This window comes from Streptosporangium sp. NPDC020145 (assembly GCF_040631275.1).
GTDB lineage: Bacteria > Actinomycetota > Actinomycetes > Streptosporangiales > Streptosporangiaceae > Streptosporangium.
This window is the reverse complement of record NZ_JBEXZT010000010.1, coordinates 37,461-51,002: the sequence shown is the minus strand read 5'-3', so window position 1 is coordinate 51,002 and position 13,542 is coordinate 37,461. Positions and strand designations below refer to the sequence as shown.

General features: G+C 69.4%; 17 protein-coding genes and 1 CRISPR repeat array. Of the genes, 7 read left to right on the top strand and 10 right to left on the bottom strand.

From position 1 onward, the window contains the following. Positions 1-42: 42 nt before the first annotated feature. Positions 43-600: a helix-turn-helix domain-containing protein gene (locus ABZ463_RS20015; protein WP_362777790.1), complete on the top strand. Its 558-nt coding sequence runs from the start codon at positions 43-45 to the stop codon at positions 598-600. On the opposite strand, the gene ABZ463_RS20010 is transcribed toward ABZ463_RS20015, so the two are convergent. The 5 genes from ABZ463_RS20010 to ABZ463_RS19990 form a co-directional block, all read right to left on the bottom strand. Beyond that, positions 584-808, bottom strand: a complete 225-nt coding sequence (locus ABZ463_RS20010; RefSeq protein WP_362777787.1) for a BldC family transcriptional regulator — start codon at positions 806-808, stop codon at positions 584-586. The genes ABZ463_RS20015 and ABZ463_RS20010 overlap by 17 nt on opposite strands. 11 nt (positions 809-819) lie before the next feature. Next, a complete protein-coding gene (locus ABZ463_RS20005; protein ID WP_362777785.1) occupies positions 820-1,056 on the bottom strand; it encodes a hypothetical protein in 237 nt (78 codons plus the stop codon). Positions 1,057-1,467: 411 nt separating this feature from the next. Next, the gene (locus ABZ463_RS20000; protein WP_362777783.1) at positions 1,468-1,773 is read right to left on the bottom strand and encodes a hypothetical protein; all 306 of its coding nucleotides are present in this window, start codon (positions 1,771-1,773) and stop codon (positions 1,468-1,470) included. Between the two features lie 80 nt (positions 1,774-1,853). Then, entirely contained in the window at positions 1,854-2,198 is a 345-nt protein-coding gene (locus ABZ463_RS19995) for a hypothetical protein (RefSeq protein ID WP_362777781.1), read from the bottom strand. Next, positions 2,195-2,410 carry a hypothetical protein gene (locus tag ABZ463_RS19990; protein WP_362777779.1) on the bottom strand — a complete coding sequence of 72 codons (216 nt, stop codon included), beginning with the start codon at positions 2,408-2,410 and terminating at the stop codon, positions 2,195-2,197. The genes ABZ463_RS19995 and ABZ463_RS19990 overlap by 4 nt, the downstream gene beginning before the upstream one ends. Positions 2,411-2,708: 298 nt before the next feature. Between ABZ463_RS19990 and ABZ463_RS19985 the strand changes: the two genes are divergently transcribed. Both ABZ463_RS19985 and ABZ463_RS19980 read left to right on the top strand, forming a co-directional pair. Further along, positions 2,709-4,061, top strand: coding sequence for a tetratricopeptide repeat protein (locus ABZ463_RS19985; protein WP_362777776.1), 1,353 nt, complete (start codon positions 2,709-2,711; stop codon positions 4,059-4,061). Between the two features lie 22 nt (positions 4,062-4,083). Next, a complete protein-coding gene (locus tag ABZ463_RS19980) occupies positions 4,084-4,590 on the top strand; it encodes an NUDIX domain-containing protein (protein ID WP_362777773.1) in 507 nt (168 codons plus the stop codon). A 140-nt stretch (positions 4,591-4,730) separates the two neighbouring features. Beyond that, positions 4,731-5,080: a CRISPR direct-repeat array (repeat unit 29 nt; unit sequence GTCACTCATCACCCTGAAGGGTTCGCAAC). Positions 5,081-5,117: 37 nt separating this feature from the next. On the opposite strand, the gene ABZ463_RS19975 is transcribed toward ABZ463_RS19980, so the two are convergent. Both ABZ463_RS19975 and ABZ463_RS19970 read right to left on the bottom strand, forming a co-directional pair. Continuing rightward, positions 5,118-6,086, bottom strand: a complete 969-nt coding sequence (locus ABZ463_RS19975) for a magnesium transporter CorA family protein (RefSeq protein ID WP_362777770.1) — start codon at positions 6,084-6,086, stop codon at positions 5,118-5,120. 20 nt (positions 6,087-6,106) lie between these two features. Continuing rightward, on the bottom strand, positions 6,107-7,162 hold the full coding sequence (locus tag ABZ463_RS19970; RefSeq protein WP_362777767.1) for an FAD-dependent oxidoreductase: 1,056 nt from the start codon (positions 7,160-7,162) through the stop codon (positions 6,107-6,109). Positions 7,163-7,399: 237 nt separating this feature from the next. On the opposite strand from ABZ463_RS19970, the gene ABZ463_RS19965 reads away from it, so the two are divergent. After that, complete coding sequence (locus tag ABZ463_RS19965; RefSeq protein WP_352011086.1) at positions 7,400-7,831, top strand: hypothetical protein; 432 nt, start codon at positions 7,400-7,402, stop codon at positions 7,829-7,831. Between the two features lie 71 nt (positions 7,832-7,902). On the opposite strand, the gene ABZ463_RS19960 is transcribed toward ABZ463_RS19965, so the two are convergent. Further along, positions 7,903-9,099 (bottom strand): benzoate/H(+) symporter BenE family transporter, encoded by a 1,197-nt coding sequence (locus ABZ463_RS19960; RefSeq protein WP_362777763.1) that lies wholly within the window; start codon positions 9,097-9,099, stop codon positions 7,903-7,905. 112 nt (positions 9,100-9,211) lie between these two features. On the opposite strand from ABZ463_RS19960, the gene ABZ463_RS19955 reads away from it, so the two are divergent. Together ABZ463_RS19955 and ABZ463_RS19950 are read left to right on the top strand one after the other, a co-directional pair. Beyond that, positions 9,212-9,796 (top strand): XRE family transcriptional regulator, encoded by a 585-nt coding sequence (locus ABZ463_RS19955; protein WP_362777760.1) that lies wholly within the window; start codon positions 9,212-9,214, stop codon positions 9,794-9,796. 241 nt (positions 9,797-10,037) lie between these two features. Further along, complete coding sequence (locus ABZ463_RS19950) at positions 10,038-11,282, top strand: MFS transporter (RefSeq protein ID WP_362777757.1); 1,245 nt, start codon at positions 10,038-10,040, stop codon at positions 11,280-11,282. Here ABZ463_RS19950 and ABZ463_RS19945 read toward each other — a convergent pair. After that, positions 11,263-12,012, bottom strand: a complete 750-nt coding sequence (locus tag ABZ463_RS19945) for an MBL fold metallo-hydrolase (protein WP_352011090.1) — start codon at positions 12,010-12,012, stop codon at positions 11,263-11,265. The two genes, ABZ463_RS19950 and ABZ463_RS19945, sit on opposite strands and share 20 nt — an antisense overlap. Before the next feature lie 149 nt (positions 12,013-12,161). Further along, positions 12,162-12,590: a hypothetical protein gene (locus ABZ463_RS19940; protein ID WP_362777754.1), complete on the bottom strand. Its 429-nt coding sequence runs from the start codon at positions 12,588-12,590 to the stop codon at positions 12,162-12,164. A 111-nt stretch (positions 12,591-12,701) separates the two neighbouring features. Between ABZ463_RS19940 and ABZ463_RS19935 the strand changes: the two genes are divergently transcribed. Further along, positions 12,702-13,532: a putative RNA methyltransferase gene (locus ABZ463_RS19935; RefSeq protein WP_362777751.1), complete on the top strand. Its 831-nt coding sequence runs from the start codon at positions 12,702-12,704 to the stop codon at positions 13,530-13,532. The last annotated feature ends 10 nt before the right edge of the window (positions 13,533-13,542 follow it).

Genomic DNA, 13,542 nt, shown 5'->3' with positions numbered 1-13,542 from the left:
CTTGTTCCGGTTGTCAACGATCGTGAAGGACAGGGGGCGAGGATGCGCACGGACGCACAGCGCAATCTGGCGCGCGTGCTGAGCGCGGCGGAGGAGGTCCTGACCCGCGACGGCCTCTCCGCCCCCATGCGGGCGATCGCCGCGCGGGCCGGGGTCGGCGTGGGCACGATCTACCGGCAGTTCCCCACCAAGGAGGCCCTCTACCAGGCGATCGTCGTCGACCGTCAACGCAGACTCGCCGAGGAGGCGCGGGCGTTGGCGGAGGCGGCCGAACCCGGCGCCGCGTTCTTCGCCTTCTTCGCCCGCGTCGTGGAGGACGCCACCCCGAAGAAGATCTTCGCCGACGCCCTGACCGAGGCCGGGATAGACGTCAAGGCCGCGACCGCGGGAGCCCACGACATCCGCGGCGCCGTCGAGACCCTGCTGGTCCGCGCCCAGCAGGCGGGCGAGGTGCGCCAGGAGGTGGAGATGCCGGAGATCCTGGCCCTCCTGACCGCCGCCTGTCTGGCCGCCCAACACCAGAACTGGGACGAAGCCCTACGAACCAGAGCACTCGACGTCATCTTCCACGGCCTGACACCGCTCAGCGGGAAGGATTGAGCAGGGCGTTGATGTCACTCTCCCGATAACGCCGCTGCCTGCTGGGCGTCCGCACCGAGGGAATCTTCCCGGTCAACGCCCACCGGTTGACGGTCTTGGGGTCCACGCCGAAGATCCTGGCCACCTCGCCGGGAGTGAGCAGCCGTTCGGTGGTGTCGGGGCCGGTGACGAAGGTGCCGTCCGGCGCAACGGCCTTGAGGGGGGACAAGGGGACCTCCTTCAGTAGCGGAGGGTGTGCAGGATCTGGTCGTGCCTGGCCAGCGCCCGTGCCAGCCGTCGCAGGGTCGTACGGCCCAGCGCATCCCGGGCTCCGGCTCTGCGCTGGTCGGGCCGTAGTGGTTCGTAGCGGACGGCCCACCATGTGGGGAGTCCGGGCAGGTGGTGTTGCTCGTACCGCCAGCCGGGGTGAGTGCTGATCAGCAGTTCGATCATGCGTCGCTCGTAGTCGTCGGTCATGGTCGTCCTGGTTCGGAGGGCGGACAGGGGTTTTCGCTTGGGCCAGGACTCCCGATCGTTCGGGCCGGGCGGGAGATCCCTCATGGAGAGGGCGGGTGCCCGGCCCCGAGCCGGGGAGCACGACGGCCGGGCACCCTGGAGGAGGACCGGCCCCACACGCTCGGGGCCGGTGCGCCGGACGACTCCCTCCTTCCCCAGCACGCCCTTTGTCCCGGCGTGCAGGGGAGCCGTCCTGCGAGGGTGTGCGGCTCAGGTCCCTCCTACCTGAGCCGCACGTTCATTGGGGTACGGCGGGGCGGCGGGTGGGATGAGTTTCCACCGCCCCGCCGTACCGGCTTTCGGGAGTTTGTGTGCGGTCCAGGTCCCTCATCCCTGGACCGCACGCTCAAGGGGTACAGCTCGCCGTACCGGCTATGGGGAGCGCAGCAACCCGCGCAACGCCGCAGACCGACCCGGCACAGCGGCCTGACCAGGGCATACGGCCTGAACGACCCGGGAGACCCGCGCCAGTTGCCTGACCCGGGCGGTCTGGATGGCACGGGCGACCGCGACGGCCTGAATGCTCGGCGGCACCATCGGAACCGTTTGGGCGGCCAGCTTGCGCTCCAGCTCTTCAACCGAATCGGCCCGCACCAACAGCACGTCTCCGGCGTACGGCCTGCCGAACAGGACACTCCGGTAGGCGCTCCACAACCCGGTCGTCGAATTGTGAAACACCAGCCACCCCGGGTGAGCCTGTTGCACGGAGTTACAGGTTCGATCGGAAAACTCAGAAACTTGACCGAGAGCCCAGGCCGTCATGCCGCCCTCCCACCCGGCGAACGCCGCCCCTCGACCCCCGCCACCTCAGAGGACAGCCGTCCCCGCCGAGCCAGCGAAGGCGGCACCAACCGAATCGCCCAGATCATCTCCGCCTCCCGCATCCGCTCCTCCAACCCCTCGGAGGTAGCGTCCTCGACGACCACCGGCCGGGGACCGTCCCAGACGGCCATCGCGTAGAAGCTGCGTCGCCCCAGGCTGTAGAGGACCGTCCAGTCGGCCCAGGCCAAGTTGATCCGTTCGGCCTCGGCGCGGGCCGGACCGTCCCAGACCCGCCGATACACCGGCGCGTACGGCAGGCCGTCCCGATGCCGCCCGGTCATGAGGGCACCCCCTCAGCGATCTCCTCCTGACGGGCCACGGCCTCCCGGACCTCCTCGAAGGTGTCGGCATCCACCGTCGGCTCCGCCCCGGCCCGCAACGCCGTACGCGGAAACGCACGGTTGCGGATCGCCCAGAACCGGCCCGTGTCGCTGATGATCAGCCGCCAGCCAGGGATCGCCGGTTCGGTCAGTGTGCGCCGTGTGTCCTTCATGGCGGCCCTCCATTCGATCAGGGAGAAATCTGGGATTCGCGATGACCGGACTGACTTGTCCGTGAAATCGAGAATGAAGTTTCGGGAAACGCTGTACGAGCCGGAGATGCTCATGCCGGTTCGATCGGTTGGATGCTTGTTGGGCAGATTTGGGGCTGCATCACCCCGGGAAGTCAGGCCCGGGGTGCCTGGTCGCTTGGGCGACTGATGATTAGTGAAGCGCCAACGGCCCTCTGGGAGTAGGGGGAACGACACGGAGAGTGGTATACGGGGTTTACCCTCTCGGGAGGGAGGGACCGTGACAGTGACCAAAGAGCCCAACAGACGACTGCAAGAAGCAATCGCAGAGGCCGAATGGACCTACGATGCTCTAGCTTCAGCTATTCGGCGCATAGCTGCCGAAAATGGAGAAATCCTACGCACCAACAAGTCGGCTGTGGCCCATTGGATCGACGGCGCCCGGCCATCGGGCCAAACCGGCCAGTACATCGCCGAAGCTCTTTCCCGTCGAATGGGACGACCGGTCTCCCTGACCGAGATCGGCCTCATAGCAGCCGAAGATCCTATGGCGGCCGACATTGACCCTGTGCGCGCTGCTACAAACCTGGGACGCGCCGATGTCGAACGTCGGCACTTCCTGGCCGTCGCGACCTTCACTGCCGCTGGTGTCGCCATGCCGCTGAGCTATGACCACGAGCCGGTCTCTCGCCTGCTCCGGGCCCGCACCGGCACCGTACTGGTGGGAACAGAAGAGATCGACGTCGTTCGACAGATCACCTCCGTTTTCAGCGCGGCGGACGAACGTTTGGGAGGCGGTCACGGCCTCACCACCGTGACCGCATATCTGGCCGACACCGCAGCTCCCATGCTCAACGCGCGGTTTCCAAACGAACAGATTCGCCGCCAAGCCTTCGGAGCTGTCGCGGAACTCGCCTACCTCGCAGGATGGAAGCATCACGACCTCGGCCAGGAAGGTGCTGCTCAGCGCTATTACCAGGTGGGCTACCAGCTCGCCTACGAAGCAGACCCCAGGGGCCACGCAAGTTGGATGATGCGTGCTCTCGCCCAGCAAGCCCTAAGCATGAAGCAGCCACATCACTGTGTCGCCCTTATCCAGGAGGCACTCATTCGCAGTAGAGGAGCCCTCGACGGTCAAACCGAAGCCTTGCTGCACATCACCCACGCCCGAGCACACGCGGCATCGGCCGAAAAGACAGCTGCGGCACACGCTCTTCTTGCTGCGGAAAACGCGCTCACCAGACAAGGAGAGCCCCAGGCCGGTTTCTCTTTGGTCAGCGGCCCCGCCGCCGGCACCGTCGTCAGCCATACCGCCAGAACGCTAAGCGACCTGGCCGATCACGGTGGAGCGCAACGACAGCATCGAACAGCGCTGATCCGCTGGGACGCTGAAAAGTACAAACGCGTTCACATACTCACTTACGCTGATCTCGGTGACAGTCTCGCCGCCCAGAACCGGACAGACGAAGCGGTAGCCACTTGGCGAAAGGCCGTGGACCTCATGGAAGGGGTCTCCTCGGACCGAACTAGACAAGCTCTTGCCTCGATCAGATCGAGTCTGACGATCTACCGTAGACGTGGGGTCCCCGGGGCTACCGAACTGGACCAGCGAGTTCGGGACGCGTTGGTCTGACATCTTTCGAGAAGGGATCAGCATGACCGAACCGCGTACCGACGTCTCACCCCGGCCTCTGGCGCCTGCGATGGAGGCCATGACGTTGCTGGTCGCGGCGGTGATCGTACACGACCGCGAAACCGAACGGGTCGTCCTGCTCCAGCGCGGTCCCCACGCCAAGTTCGCCCAGGGCATGTGGGACCTGCCCGTCGGCAAGAACGAGCCGGGAGAGCCCATCACCCAGACCGCGACCCGGGAACTCAAGGAGGAGACCGGCCTGACCGTTCACGCGGAGTCACTGCGGCTGGCCCACGTCATCCACGGCGCCCGGGGCGTGGAGGCGCCCAACGGTTTCCTCACGGTCGTCTTCGCCGTACACGAATGGTCAGGCACCCTGACCAACGGCGAACCCCACAAACACGCCCAGGTACGGTGGACCCCCACCACGGACCTGCCACAGAACTTCGTCTCCACCACAGCCAGCGCCCTGCACCGCTACCTGGCAGGCGGCCCGGACATCTCCCTCGACTCCTGGAACCGACCGTAGGAAGGCAAGCGTTATAGGATCCGACCCCACCCAAGATGATCAACGCTCTGACCTGCACCTCCGCACTACCGCCGGACTGCCGCAGAAACAGCGAATCCCGCTCCTGCGACACCTGGCCTGACCTGGGACTTTACCCTCGGGTCACTCATCACCCTGAAGGGTTCGCAACCAGGTCCGGCATACCCGTCCGCGCTGCCGTTTCCGGTCACTCATCACCCTGAAGGGTTCGCAACACGTAGGAGCTCGCCGACCGCACCGACGCCTCACGTCACTCATCACCCTGAAGGGTTCGCAACCCGCCATCACCGGGCAGCCAAAAGAAGAGATCCTCAGTCACTCATCACCCTGAAGGGTTCGCAACGCGACCTTGCCGTCCATGACGGCCTCCAGGACGAGTCGCTCATCGCCCTGAAGGGTTCGCGACAAGACCGCAACATAGATGGTCGGTGAGGTCATGCGTGGTCGCTCATCACCCCAAAAGGCTCACAACGCCAACCGAAGGTGACGACCCCAAGGACCGCTGCCCCCTACAGCCAGCCCTTGCGTTTGAAGGCGGTGTAGAGGGCGGCCGAGGCGATGACGATGGCCAGGGTGGAGATCCAGAAGCCGGCTGTGTGGCCGAAGCCCGGGTAGGGGACGTTCTGGCCGTAGAAGCCGGTGATCATCGTGGGCACCGCGATGATCGCGGCCCAGCTGGTGATGCGCTTCATGATGTCGTTGAGCCGGAAGCCCTGCTGGTTGATGTGGGCCTCCCTGACGTTGCCGACCAGCTCGCGCAGGGAGTCCGTCCACTCCGCCGCACGCAGGGTGTGGTCGTAGACGTCCTGGTAGTACGGCGTCAGCGCCGGGTCGACCATCTCCACGCTGCGCCGCAGGAGACTGCCGACGACCTCCCGCACCGGTACGGCCAGCCGCCGGAAACGCACCAGTTTCTTGCGCATCTCGAACGTCAGCCGCTGGATGTGCACCCGGTCCCCCGGCACGTCGGCGAACAGGTCGTCCTCAAGCGCCTCGACCCGGTCGTCCATGGCCTGCAGCACGTCGAAGTAGCCGTCCACGACGTAGTCGAGCAGGCCGTGCAGCAGGTACGGCACGCCGTACCTGGCCATCTCGGGGTTGGCGTCCCAGCGCCTGACCACCTCGTCGATGTCGAAGCCGGGGTTCTCCCGCACCGTCACCAGGGCGTTCTTGGTGACGAAGACGGATATCTCGACGAGGTCGAGACTCCCGCTGTGCAGCTTGGCACCGTAGACGGTGATGAACAGGTGGCTGTCGTAGCTGTCCAGCTTGGGGCGCTGGTGGCTCTGCAGGGCGTCCTCGACGGCCAGGCGGTGGAGTCCGAGCTCCTCGCTGATCGTCTCCAGGTCGGCGGGCGTCGGCGAGCACAGGTCGAACCACACCACGGCGGAGGGGTCCCCGACGTGCTCGGAGACCTCGTCGATGGGGAAACCCTCGGCCTTCAGAGCCCCGTTGCGGTACAGGCGGGTGCGGTCCATGGCGTTTCACACTAACCCGGTCAGGCGGCCTCGGAAACGGCTTCGAGAAGCCTCCTGATGTGCCTGACGGCGGTACGGCCCGCACGGTTGGCCCCGATGGTGCTCGCAGAGGGACCGTATCCGACCAGGTGGACGCGGGGGTCGAGGACCGCGACGGTGTCCTCGACCCGGATGCCACCGCCGGGCTCGCGCAGACGCAGCGGGGCCAGGTGGTTGACGACGGGCCGGAACCCGGTGGCCCACAGGATCACGTCGGCCCTGACAAGATCACCGGTGTCATCCCAGACCACCCCTTCGGGAACGATCCTGTCGAACATCGGCAGCCGGTCCAGCGTCCCGGCCGCCATCGCGGCCCGCACCTGGGGGGTCAGCGGGTAACCGGTCGCGCCGACCACGCTGCCCGGCGGCAGGCCCGCCCGGACCCGGGCGTCCACCCTGGCGACGGCCGCACGTCCCGCCTCCTCGTCGAACGGCCCCTCGCGGAAGACCGGCGGGCGGCGGGTGACCCAGGTGGTCGTGGTGACGCGGGCGATCTCCATGAGGAGTTGCACCCCGGAGGCGCCCCCGCCGACCACCACGACGTGCCTGCCCGCGAACTCCTCGGCGCTCACGTAGTCGGCGGTGTGCAGTTGCCGTCCGGCGAAGGTCTCCTGCCCGGGGTAGCGCGGCCAGAAGGGGCGTTCCCAGGTGCCGGTGGCGTTGACCAGGGCACGGGCCGACCAGTCGCCGGCCGAGGTCCGCACCAGCAGCCTGCCCTCGGGCCCCTCCTCGACGGAGCGCGCCTCGACCGGGCGCAGCACCGGCAGGTCGAAGGTCCGCTCGTAGCGGGCGAAGTACTCGGAGACGACCTCCGCCGAGGGACGGCCGGGGTCGGGGTCGCCCAGCGGCAGGCCGGGCAGGTCGTGCACCCGGTGCGTGGCGCCGAGGGTCAGCGAGGGCCAGCGGAACTGCCAGGCGCCGCCGGGAGCCGGTGAGCGGTCGAGCACGACGAAGTCGAGACCGGCCCTCTTCAGGAAGTAGGCGCTGGACAGCCCGGCCTGCCCCGCTCCGATGACCACGACGTCGATCTGCGTCATGCTCCCTGGCAACCACGGCCCGTCCACGGATAATCCCCCGCGAATCCCCCACCCGGCCGAACGCGCACCGGACCATGTCAGCCGCGGACGCCCCCACGCACGGCCCGACACGCACCGGACCATGTCGGTCCGTCCACCTCGGGCGATCCCCCCTCCTGCGGCCGGACCCGCATAATCGGGCCGTCCCGGGGCAGTTTGGGTGACCAGCACAGCACAAGCAGCCCGAGATGAGGTCACATGTTGGTTCTTGGAGTCCTCCTGATCGTCCTCGCGGGCGCGACTGTGGTCGCGGTCTCCTGGGACGAGGCCGCCACCGCGACGGCGACCGCGACGTTCACGGTCTTCGACCGCACCCTCCAGCTCTCCCAGCTGGAGTTCTTCTTCGCCGGAGCCGCGACCGGCGCGGTCTTCCTGCTCGGCCTGGCCCTGCTGATCGCCGGGACCCGCCGCTCCGCCGTACGGCGAAGCAGGCTGCGCGCCTCCCGTCTTGAGGCGCGTGACCGCATGAACCGCCTGGAGCGGGAGAAGCAGGAGCTCGAACGCAAGCTCGCGGAGACCCCCGAGACGGCCGACCCCGAGACGACGGCCCCGCACCCCCGTGTCGAGGTCCCCCGTCAGCACTCGGCCGACCAGCTCGTCGCGGGCCGCCACACCCGCCCGTCGAAGTAGGGACCACGAGGTGGGACCGCGCCTTCCCGTCCGGTACGGCTCCGCGCCCGGCCGCCGGACGGGAAGGCGGGTCAGCGTAGGGCGGGCTCGGCCTTCTCCGGCTCCGCCGGAGCCACCGGAGCCCTCCGTCCGCCGTACAGGAGGGTCATCAGGCCTCCGGCGACCAGGCCCCAGAAGGCGGCGCCGATCCCGAACAGGGTCATCCCGGAGGCCGTGACCACGAAGGTGATCACGGCGACCTGCCTGCCGTCCGGGTCGGCCAGGGCCGCGGCGAGCGCGGAGACGAGCGCGCCGACGAGGGCCAGGCCCGCCACGGCCTCGATGAGCACCGGTGGGGAGAGCAGGACCAGCGCGGTGGCCAGTCCGGAGCCGACGCCAAGGACGATCATCGAGACACCGGCCGTGACGGAGGCGATCCAGCGGCGTCCCGGGTCGGGGTCGGCGTCGGGGCTCGCGGCCAGGGCGGCGGTGATGGCGGCCAGGTTCACCGCGTGGCCGCCGAGGGGGGCGCCGACCGTGCTGGCCAGACCGGTGCCGAGCAGGATGCCGCGAAGCGGGGGGCGGTAGCCGTACTGGGCGAGGACCGCCATGCCCGGCACGTTCTGGGAGGCCATGGTGACCAGGAACAGCGGCAGGGCGACGCTGATCATGGCCTGGGGGCTCCAGGTGGGGACGGTGAGCTCCACGACCGGGCGGATGTCCACGGCGCCGAGGCCGGAGCTGGTCAGCGCGATGGCCACGACCGCGACCAGCAGGGCGCAGGGGACGGCCCACCGGGCGGCGAAGCGGCTCAGCAGCGCCCAGGTGAGCACTACAGGGGCGGCCATCAGCGGCACCTCGCCGAGCGCCCTGACCGGGGCCACGCACAGGTCGAGCAGGACCCCGGCGAGCATGGCGCTCGCCATGGGGGCCGGGATGGCCGCGACCAGGCGGCCGAGCGCGGGGAAGAGCCCGGCGGCGACGATCAGCAGGCCGCAGACGACGAAGGCGCCGACGGCCGCGGGGAAGCCGCCCTCGACGGCGCCGGTTGCGACCAGCAGCGCGGCGCCGGGGGTGGACCAGGCGATGGTGATCGGCATCCGCCGCCACAGCCCGAGACAGATCGCGACCACCCCGTTGGCCAGGCACAGGGCGAGCAGTCCCGACGCCGCCTGGTCCTGGTCCGCGCCGACCGCCCGCAGCCCGGCCAGGACCACGGCGAAGGAGCTGGCGAAGCCGACGAGCGCGGTGACGATCCCGGCGAGGGCCGGTTGCAGAAGGCGTGACATCGTTCTCCGTTCTCCGCCCGGCGGCACGCGACCCCGCCCGACGGCATGCGCATCTCACCCGACCCGTTCCGAACGACGCGCGGACGATCGTTCCGTAAACGGAACAGCGGGCATGCTGCACCATAGCCCCATGGAGTGCCACTCACAAACCCCTCGTCCAGCTCTGGAGAGCAACACTCACGACATCGGCCTGCGAATCCGCCAATTGCGTGAGGAACGCGGCATGTCGCTCTCCGAACTGGCCCGTCGTGCGGGCGTGGGGAAGGCCACCCTCTCCGGCCTGGAGAACGGCACCCGCAATCCGACCCTGGAGACGCTCTGGTCGGTGACCGCCGAACTCGGCGTGCCGCTGGCCGTGGCCCTCGGCACCGCCCCCGCCGCCCCGGGCACCACCATCAGGGGTACGGCCGTCGCCGCCGTGCTCCTTGAGGTGTTCGAGGAGAGGGAGGTGACCTACGAGCTCTACCGGATGACGGTCCCGGCGGGCGCCGCGCAGACCTCCCCGGCCCATCACCGGGGGGTGACCGAGCACATCACGGTCTTCTCCGGGACGCTCAGGGTCGTCGCCGCGGACCGCACGCTGACGGCCGGGGCGGGCGAGCACATCGGCTGGGTGTCGGACGTGCCGCACTCCTACGAGGCCGTCGGCGACCAGGACGTCCACGCGAGCCTGCTCATCCGCTACCCACAACGCTGACACCCATCCACGACATCAGCGTCACCCACGGCCCCACCCAGGACACACCACCGAAACCCGACCACGATCCCGCCCGCCCAAAGCCGGCCCGGGGCACGCACCGCGCACAGCCCGTCCGGAGCGCGACACCGAAGCCCGCCCACTACCCACCCAAAGACGACCCGGGGCACACGTACCGCCCACAGCCCATCCCGGGGACCCCAATGGTTCGGCAAAAAGGGCATAAACGTATATTCATCCCATGACTCCACGAGCCAAGGCGGGGCTCTTCTGGGCCGTGGGCGTCCTTGCCTACGTGATCGCGGTCTTCCACCGCCAGTCCCTCGGCGTCTCCAGCATCGAGGCCGCCGCGCGGCTCGGGGTCGGCGCGGCCGGGCTCTCCGTCCTGGCGATGCTGCAGCTGCTGGTCTACGCGGCCATGCAGGTGCCCGTCGGGGTGCTGGTCGACCGGTTCGGCTCGAAGCGCATGCTGGTGACCGGCGCGGTCGTGATGGGCTGCGGCGAGCTGGTCTTCGCGTTCGCCGACGGCCTGACCGGCGGCATCGCGGGCAGGGCGCTGATCGGCTGCGGCGACGCGATGACGTTCATCAGCGTGATCCGGCTGGTCAACGTCCACTTCTCCGCCCGCCGCAACCCGCTGATGGTGCAGCTCACCGGCCTGATCGGGCAGGTGGGCGCGATCGCCTCCACGGTGCCGCTGATCCAGTCCCTGCACGTCAACGGCTGGACCCCGACCTTCGTCGGAGCGGCCGGGCTCGGGGCGGTCTCGGCGGTGCTGCTGCTGGTCGTGCTCCGCGACGCCCGGCCCGCGCGGACGGCGGAGCGGCCGAGCCTGGGCGCCGCCTGGGCCGAGCCGGGGACCCGCCTCGGCATGTGGACCCACGCGGCGACCCAGTGCTCGGCCGCCGCGTTCCTGCTGCTGTGGGGGTATCCGTTCCTGGTCCAGGGGCAGGGCCTGTCCCCCGCGACGGCGGGTGTGCTGCTGTCCACGCTGACGCTGTGCGGCATGGTCTGCGGACCGCTGATGGGCTACCTCGCGGGCCGTTTCCCCTTCCACCGCTCACGGATGGTGTTCGTCGTGGTCGGCAGCACGGCCGCGGCGTGGACCGCCGTACTGGCCTGGCCGGGACGGGCCCCGCTGTGGCTGCTGGTGGTGCTCGTGGTCGTGCTGGCCTCCAACGGGCCGGGATCGATGATCGGCTTCGACTACGCCAGGACCTTCAACCCGGCCGCCAGGATCGGCGCGGCGACCGGCATCGTCAACGGCGGCGGATTCGTGGCCTCGATGTCGTTGATCGCCCTGGTCGGGATCGTCCTCGACCTGACGGGACAGACGACCCTGGAGTCCTTCCGCTGGGCCCTGGCCGTCCAGTATCCGATCTGGGCGCTGAGCGCCCTCCAGGTCCTGCGTTACCGGCGCAGGACCCGGAGGCTGCTGGCGGCCGTACGGACGGCCGAGCCCGAGGTCACCCCCCAAGCCGGGTGAACGGCTCGGCGAAGTGGGCGGTGGCGATCACGCCCCGCTCGGCCTCGACCTGTTCGAGCAGCTTCGTACGGGTGACCACGGCGAGGTCGGGATCGTCGTCGTACAGGTAGGGGATCGACGGATCGGCCAGCTGCACCGGGTGCAGCACCACGTCACCGGTCAGCACCAGGTCTCCCACCCGGACGACCTGGTGGCCGGGTGTGTGGCCCGGGGTGTGCAGGACCCTGATGCCGGGGAACACCTCGGCCCCGCCCTCGACGACCTGGACCCGCTCGCCCAGCGGCCTGACGAACCGGTCGAGGGCCGTCTCCTCCGCCGTCTCGATCTCGGCCCGCTGGAGCAGGTGCCTGGCGTTGGGGAAGGCGGGCGACCCACCGACCACGACACCGCTCGCGTGGTCGCTGTGCAGGTGGGTGACGACCACCGCGTCGATCTCCTCGGCGGTGACGCCGACCCGCGCGAGCTCCGCGCCGAGCACGCCGGGAACCGGCGCCCAGCTCGCGGCGGGCGAGTCCTCCGGCCCGACCCCGGTGTCCACCAGCACCGTACGGCCGGCCGCGTCACGCAGCAGGTAGCAGTGGAAGTGCAGCACCCACTCGTCGGTCTCCCGGTGCCCGCCCCCGGGGAACAGCTCCGTCAGCGGGCGCCGGACCGTCCCGCCCATCGGGCCCACGGCGTCGCAGAGGGGGAACACCTCGACTCCGGCGACGGTCATCGGCTGATGTGGCATCGGCTCTCCTGTTCGTCCACGGCTTGACGGCGCTACGGCGAATGCGGGTGTGACGCACCGCAGGCCGGGCCGCGTGCGATGATCCGCCCATTCTTCCCCATCGCCCTGGTCCCCTGATCAGGGCATCGGGGGCGTCAAGGGCGACCCGCTCAGTACGCCAGGTCCTCGTTCCTGATCGAGTCGACCCGGCAGTACCCGAGTGCACGCGTCCTGCGGTCGTAGAGGCAGATCTTGATGTCGACCCTCGTGATCTCGCCGTCCGAGCCGAGCCGGTAGGAGCCGCTGGGGGCGCATGTCACGCGCGGCTGCGCCCACCCCGTCCCACCGCCCGTGTAGTGGAACCTGGCCCTGATGTAGGCGCAGTGGTCACGGTGCGGGTCGCGGTCGTAGAGCGTGCCGTACACCTTGAACGTCTCGGCGCTGAAAGAGGTGATCCTGACGGTCGCCTTCGCGTAGCCACCGTGGCCGGACGAGGTCCTGACCGACCCCAGCCGGTAGTCCGCCGCGGCGGGAAGCGCGGTGACCGGGCCCGCCGCGAGGGCCACGAGGACGGCACCGGCGAAAAATGTCCTTCTCATGCTTCGAATTTGTACGGCCCGCCACTTGGAACCGGCTTGTACGGCACTGAGTTGAATTCCCCTTCAGAACACCGGGGCGGGGCACTCCCCGGGAGGCGGGATGATGGACGGATGCTGGCCGACGTCGTCCATCTTCTCGTCTGCCCGGTCTGCGGCGGCGACCTGGCCCTCGACGAGCGGGCCGTACGGTGTGACACGGGACACACCTTCGACGTGGCCAGGCAGGGATACGTCAGCCTGCTGACCGGTTCGCGGGCGCCGGGGACGGCCGACAGCGCGGACATGGTCGCGGCCAGGGACGCCTTCCTCGGGGCCGGGCACTTCGCCCCTCTCGCCGAGGCCGTCGCTGGTGCCTGCCGTACGGACGCCGGGGTGGTCGTGGACGCGGGGGCGGGCACGGGGCACTACCTGGCCCGGGCTCTCGACCGGCTGCCGGGAGCGGTCGGTGTCGCGCTCGACGTCTCCAAGCACGCGCTCAGGCGGGCCGCGCGGGCCCATCCCCGGCTCGGCGCCGTCGTGGCCGACGTGTGGCGGCCACTGCCTCTCAGGAGCGGTTCGGCCGAGGTGTTGCTGAACGTGTTCGCGCCGCGCAACGGCCCCGAGTTCGCCAGGGTCCTCGCGCCCGACGGCACGCTGGTCGTGGTCACCCCGACCTCCAGGCACCTGGAACCGCTGGTCGAACGGCTCGGGCTGCTCTCGGTCGACCAGGACAAGGAGCGGCGGGTCGCCGACAGCCTGGGCGACCGGTTCGTCGAGGCCGGGCGGAGCCTGCACGAGTTCGGCATGGCCCTCGGACGTGACGCGGTCGAGGCCGTCGTGGGCATGGGACCGAGCGCCTGGCACACCAATTCTCACGCTATGCGAGCGAGGATCGCAGACCTACCGGAATCCAGTGAAGTGACGGCTTCTTTCTATATGTCTATCTTTCACCGCTGTCTCTGATCAAGCCGTT

Excerpts from the sequence above, each read along its gene's own strand:
- ABZ463_RS19955 (WP_362777760.1), top strand. The coding sequence starts at position 9,212 with ATGCTGCACCATAGCCCCATGGAGTGCCACTCACAAACCCCTCGTCCA.
- ABZ463_RS19990 (WP_362777779.1), bottom strand. The coding sequence starts at position 2,410 with ATGAAGGACACACGGCGCACACTGACCGAACCGGCGATCCCTGGCTGG.
- ABZ463_RS19975 (WP_362777770.1), bottom strand. The coding sequence starts at position 6,086 with ATGGACCGCACCCGCCTGTACCGCAACGGGGCTCTGAAGGCCGAGGGT.
- ABZ463_RS20005 (WP_362777785.1), bottom strand. The coding sequence starts at position 1,056 with ATGACCGACGACTACGAGCGACGCATGATCGAACTGCTGATCAGCACT.
- ABZ463_RS19935 (WP_362777751.1), top strand. The coding sequence starts at position 12,702 with ATGCTGGCCGACGTCGTCCATCTTCTCGTCTGCCCGGTCTGCGGCGGC.
- ABZ463_RS19970 (WP_362777767.1), bottom strand. The coding sequence starts at position 7,162 with ATGACGCAGATCGACGTCGTGGTCATCGGAGCGGGGCAGGCCGGGCTG.
- ABZ463_RS19945 (WP_352011090.1), bottom strand. The coding sequence starts at position 12,012 with ATGCCACATCAGCCGATGACCGTCGCCGGAGTCGAGGTGTTCCCCCTC.
- ABZ463_RS20015 (WP_362777790.1), top strand. The coding sequence starts at position 43 with ATGCGCACGGACGCACAGCGCAATCTGGCGCGCGTGCTGAGCGCGGCG.
- ABZ463_RS19980 (WP_362777773.1), top strand. The coding sequence starts at position 4,084 with ATGACCGAACCGCGTACCGACGTCTCACCCCGGCCTCTGGCGCCTGCG.
- ABZ463_RS19940 (WP_362777754.1), bottom strand. The coding sequence starts at position 12,590 with ATGAGAAGGACATTTTTCGCCGGTGCCGTCCTCGTGGCCCTCGCGGCG.
- ABZ463_RS19995 (WP_362777781.1), bottom strand. The coding sequence starts at position 2,198 with ATGACCGGGCGGCATCGGGACGGCCTGCCGTACGCGCCGGTGTATCGG.
- ABZ463_RS19950 (WP_362777757.1), top strand. The coding sequence starts at position 10,038 with ATGACTCCACGAGCCAAGGCGGGGCTCTTCTGGGCCGTGGGCGTCCTT.
- ABZ463_RS19960 (WP_362777763.1), bottom strand. The coding sequence starts at position 9,099 with ATGTCACGCCTTCTGCAACCGGCCCTCGCCGGGATCGTCACCGCGCTC.
- ABZ463_RS19965 (WP_352011086.1), top strand. The coding sequence starts at position 7,400 with ATGTTGGTTCTTGGAGTCCTCCTGATCGTCCTCGCGGGCGCGACTGTG.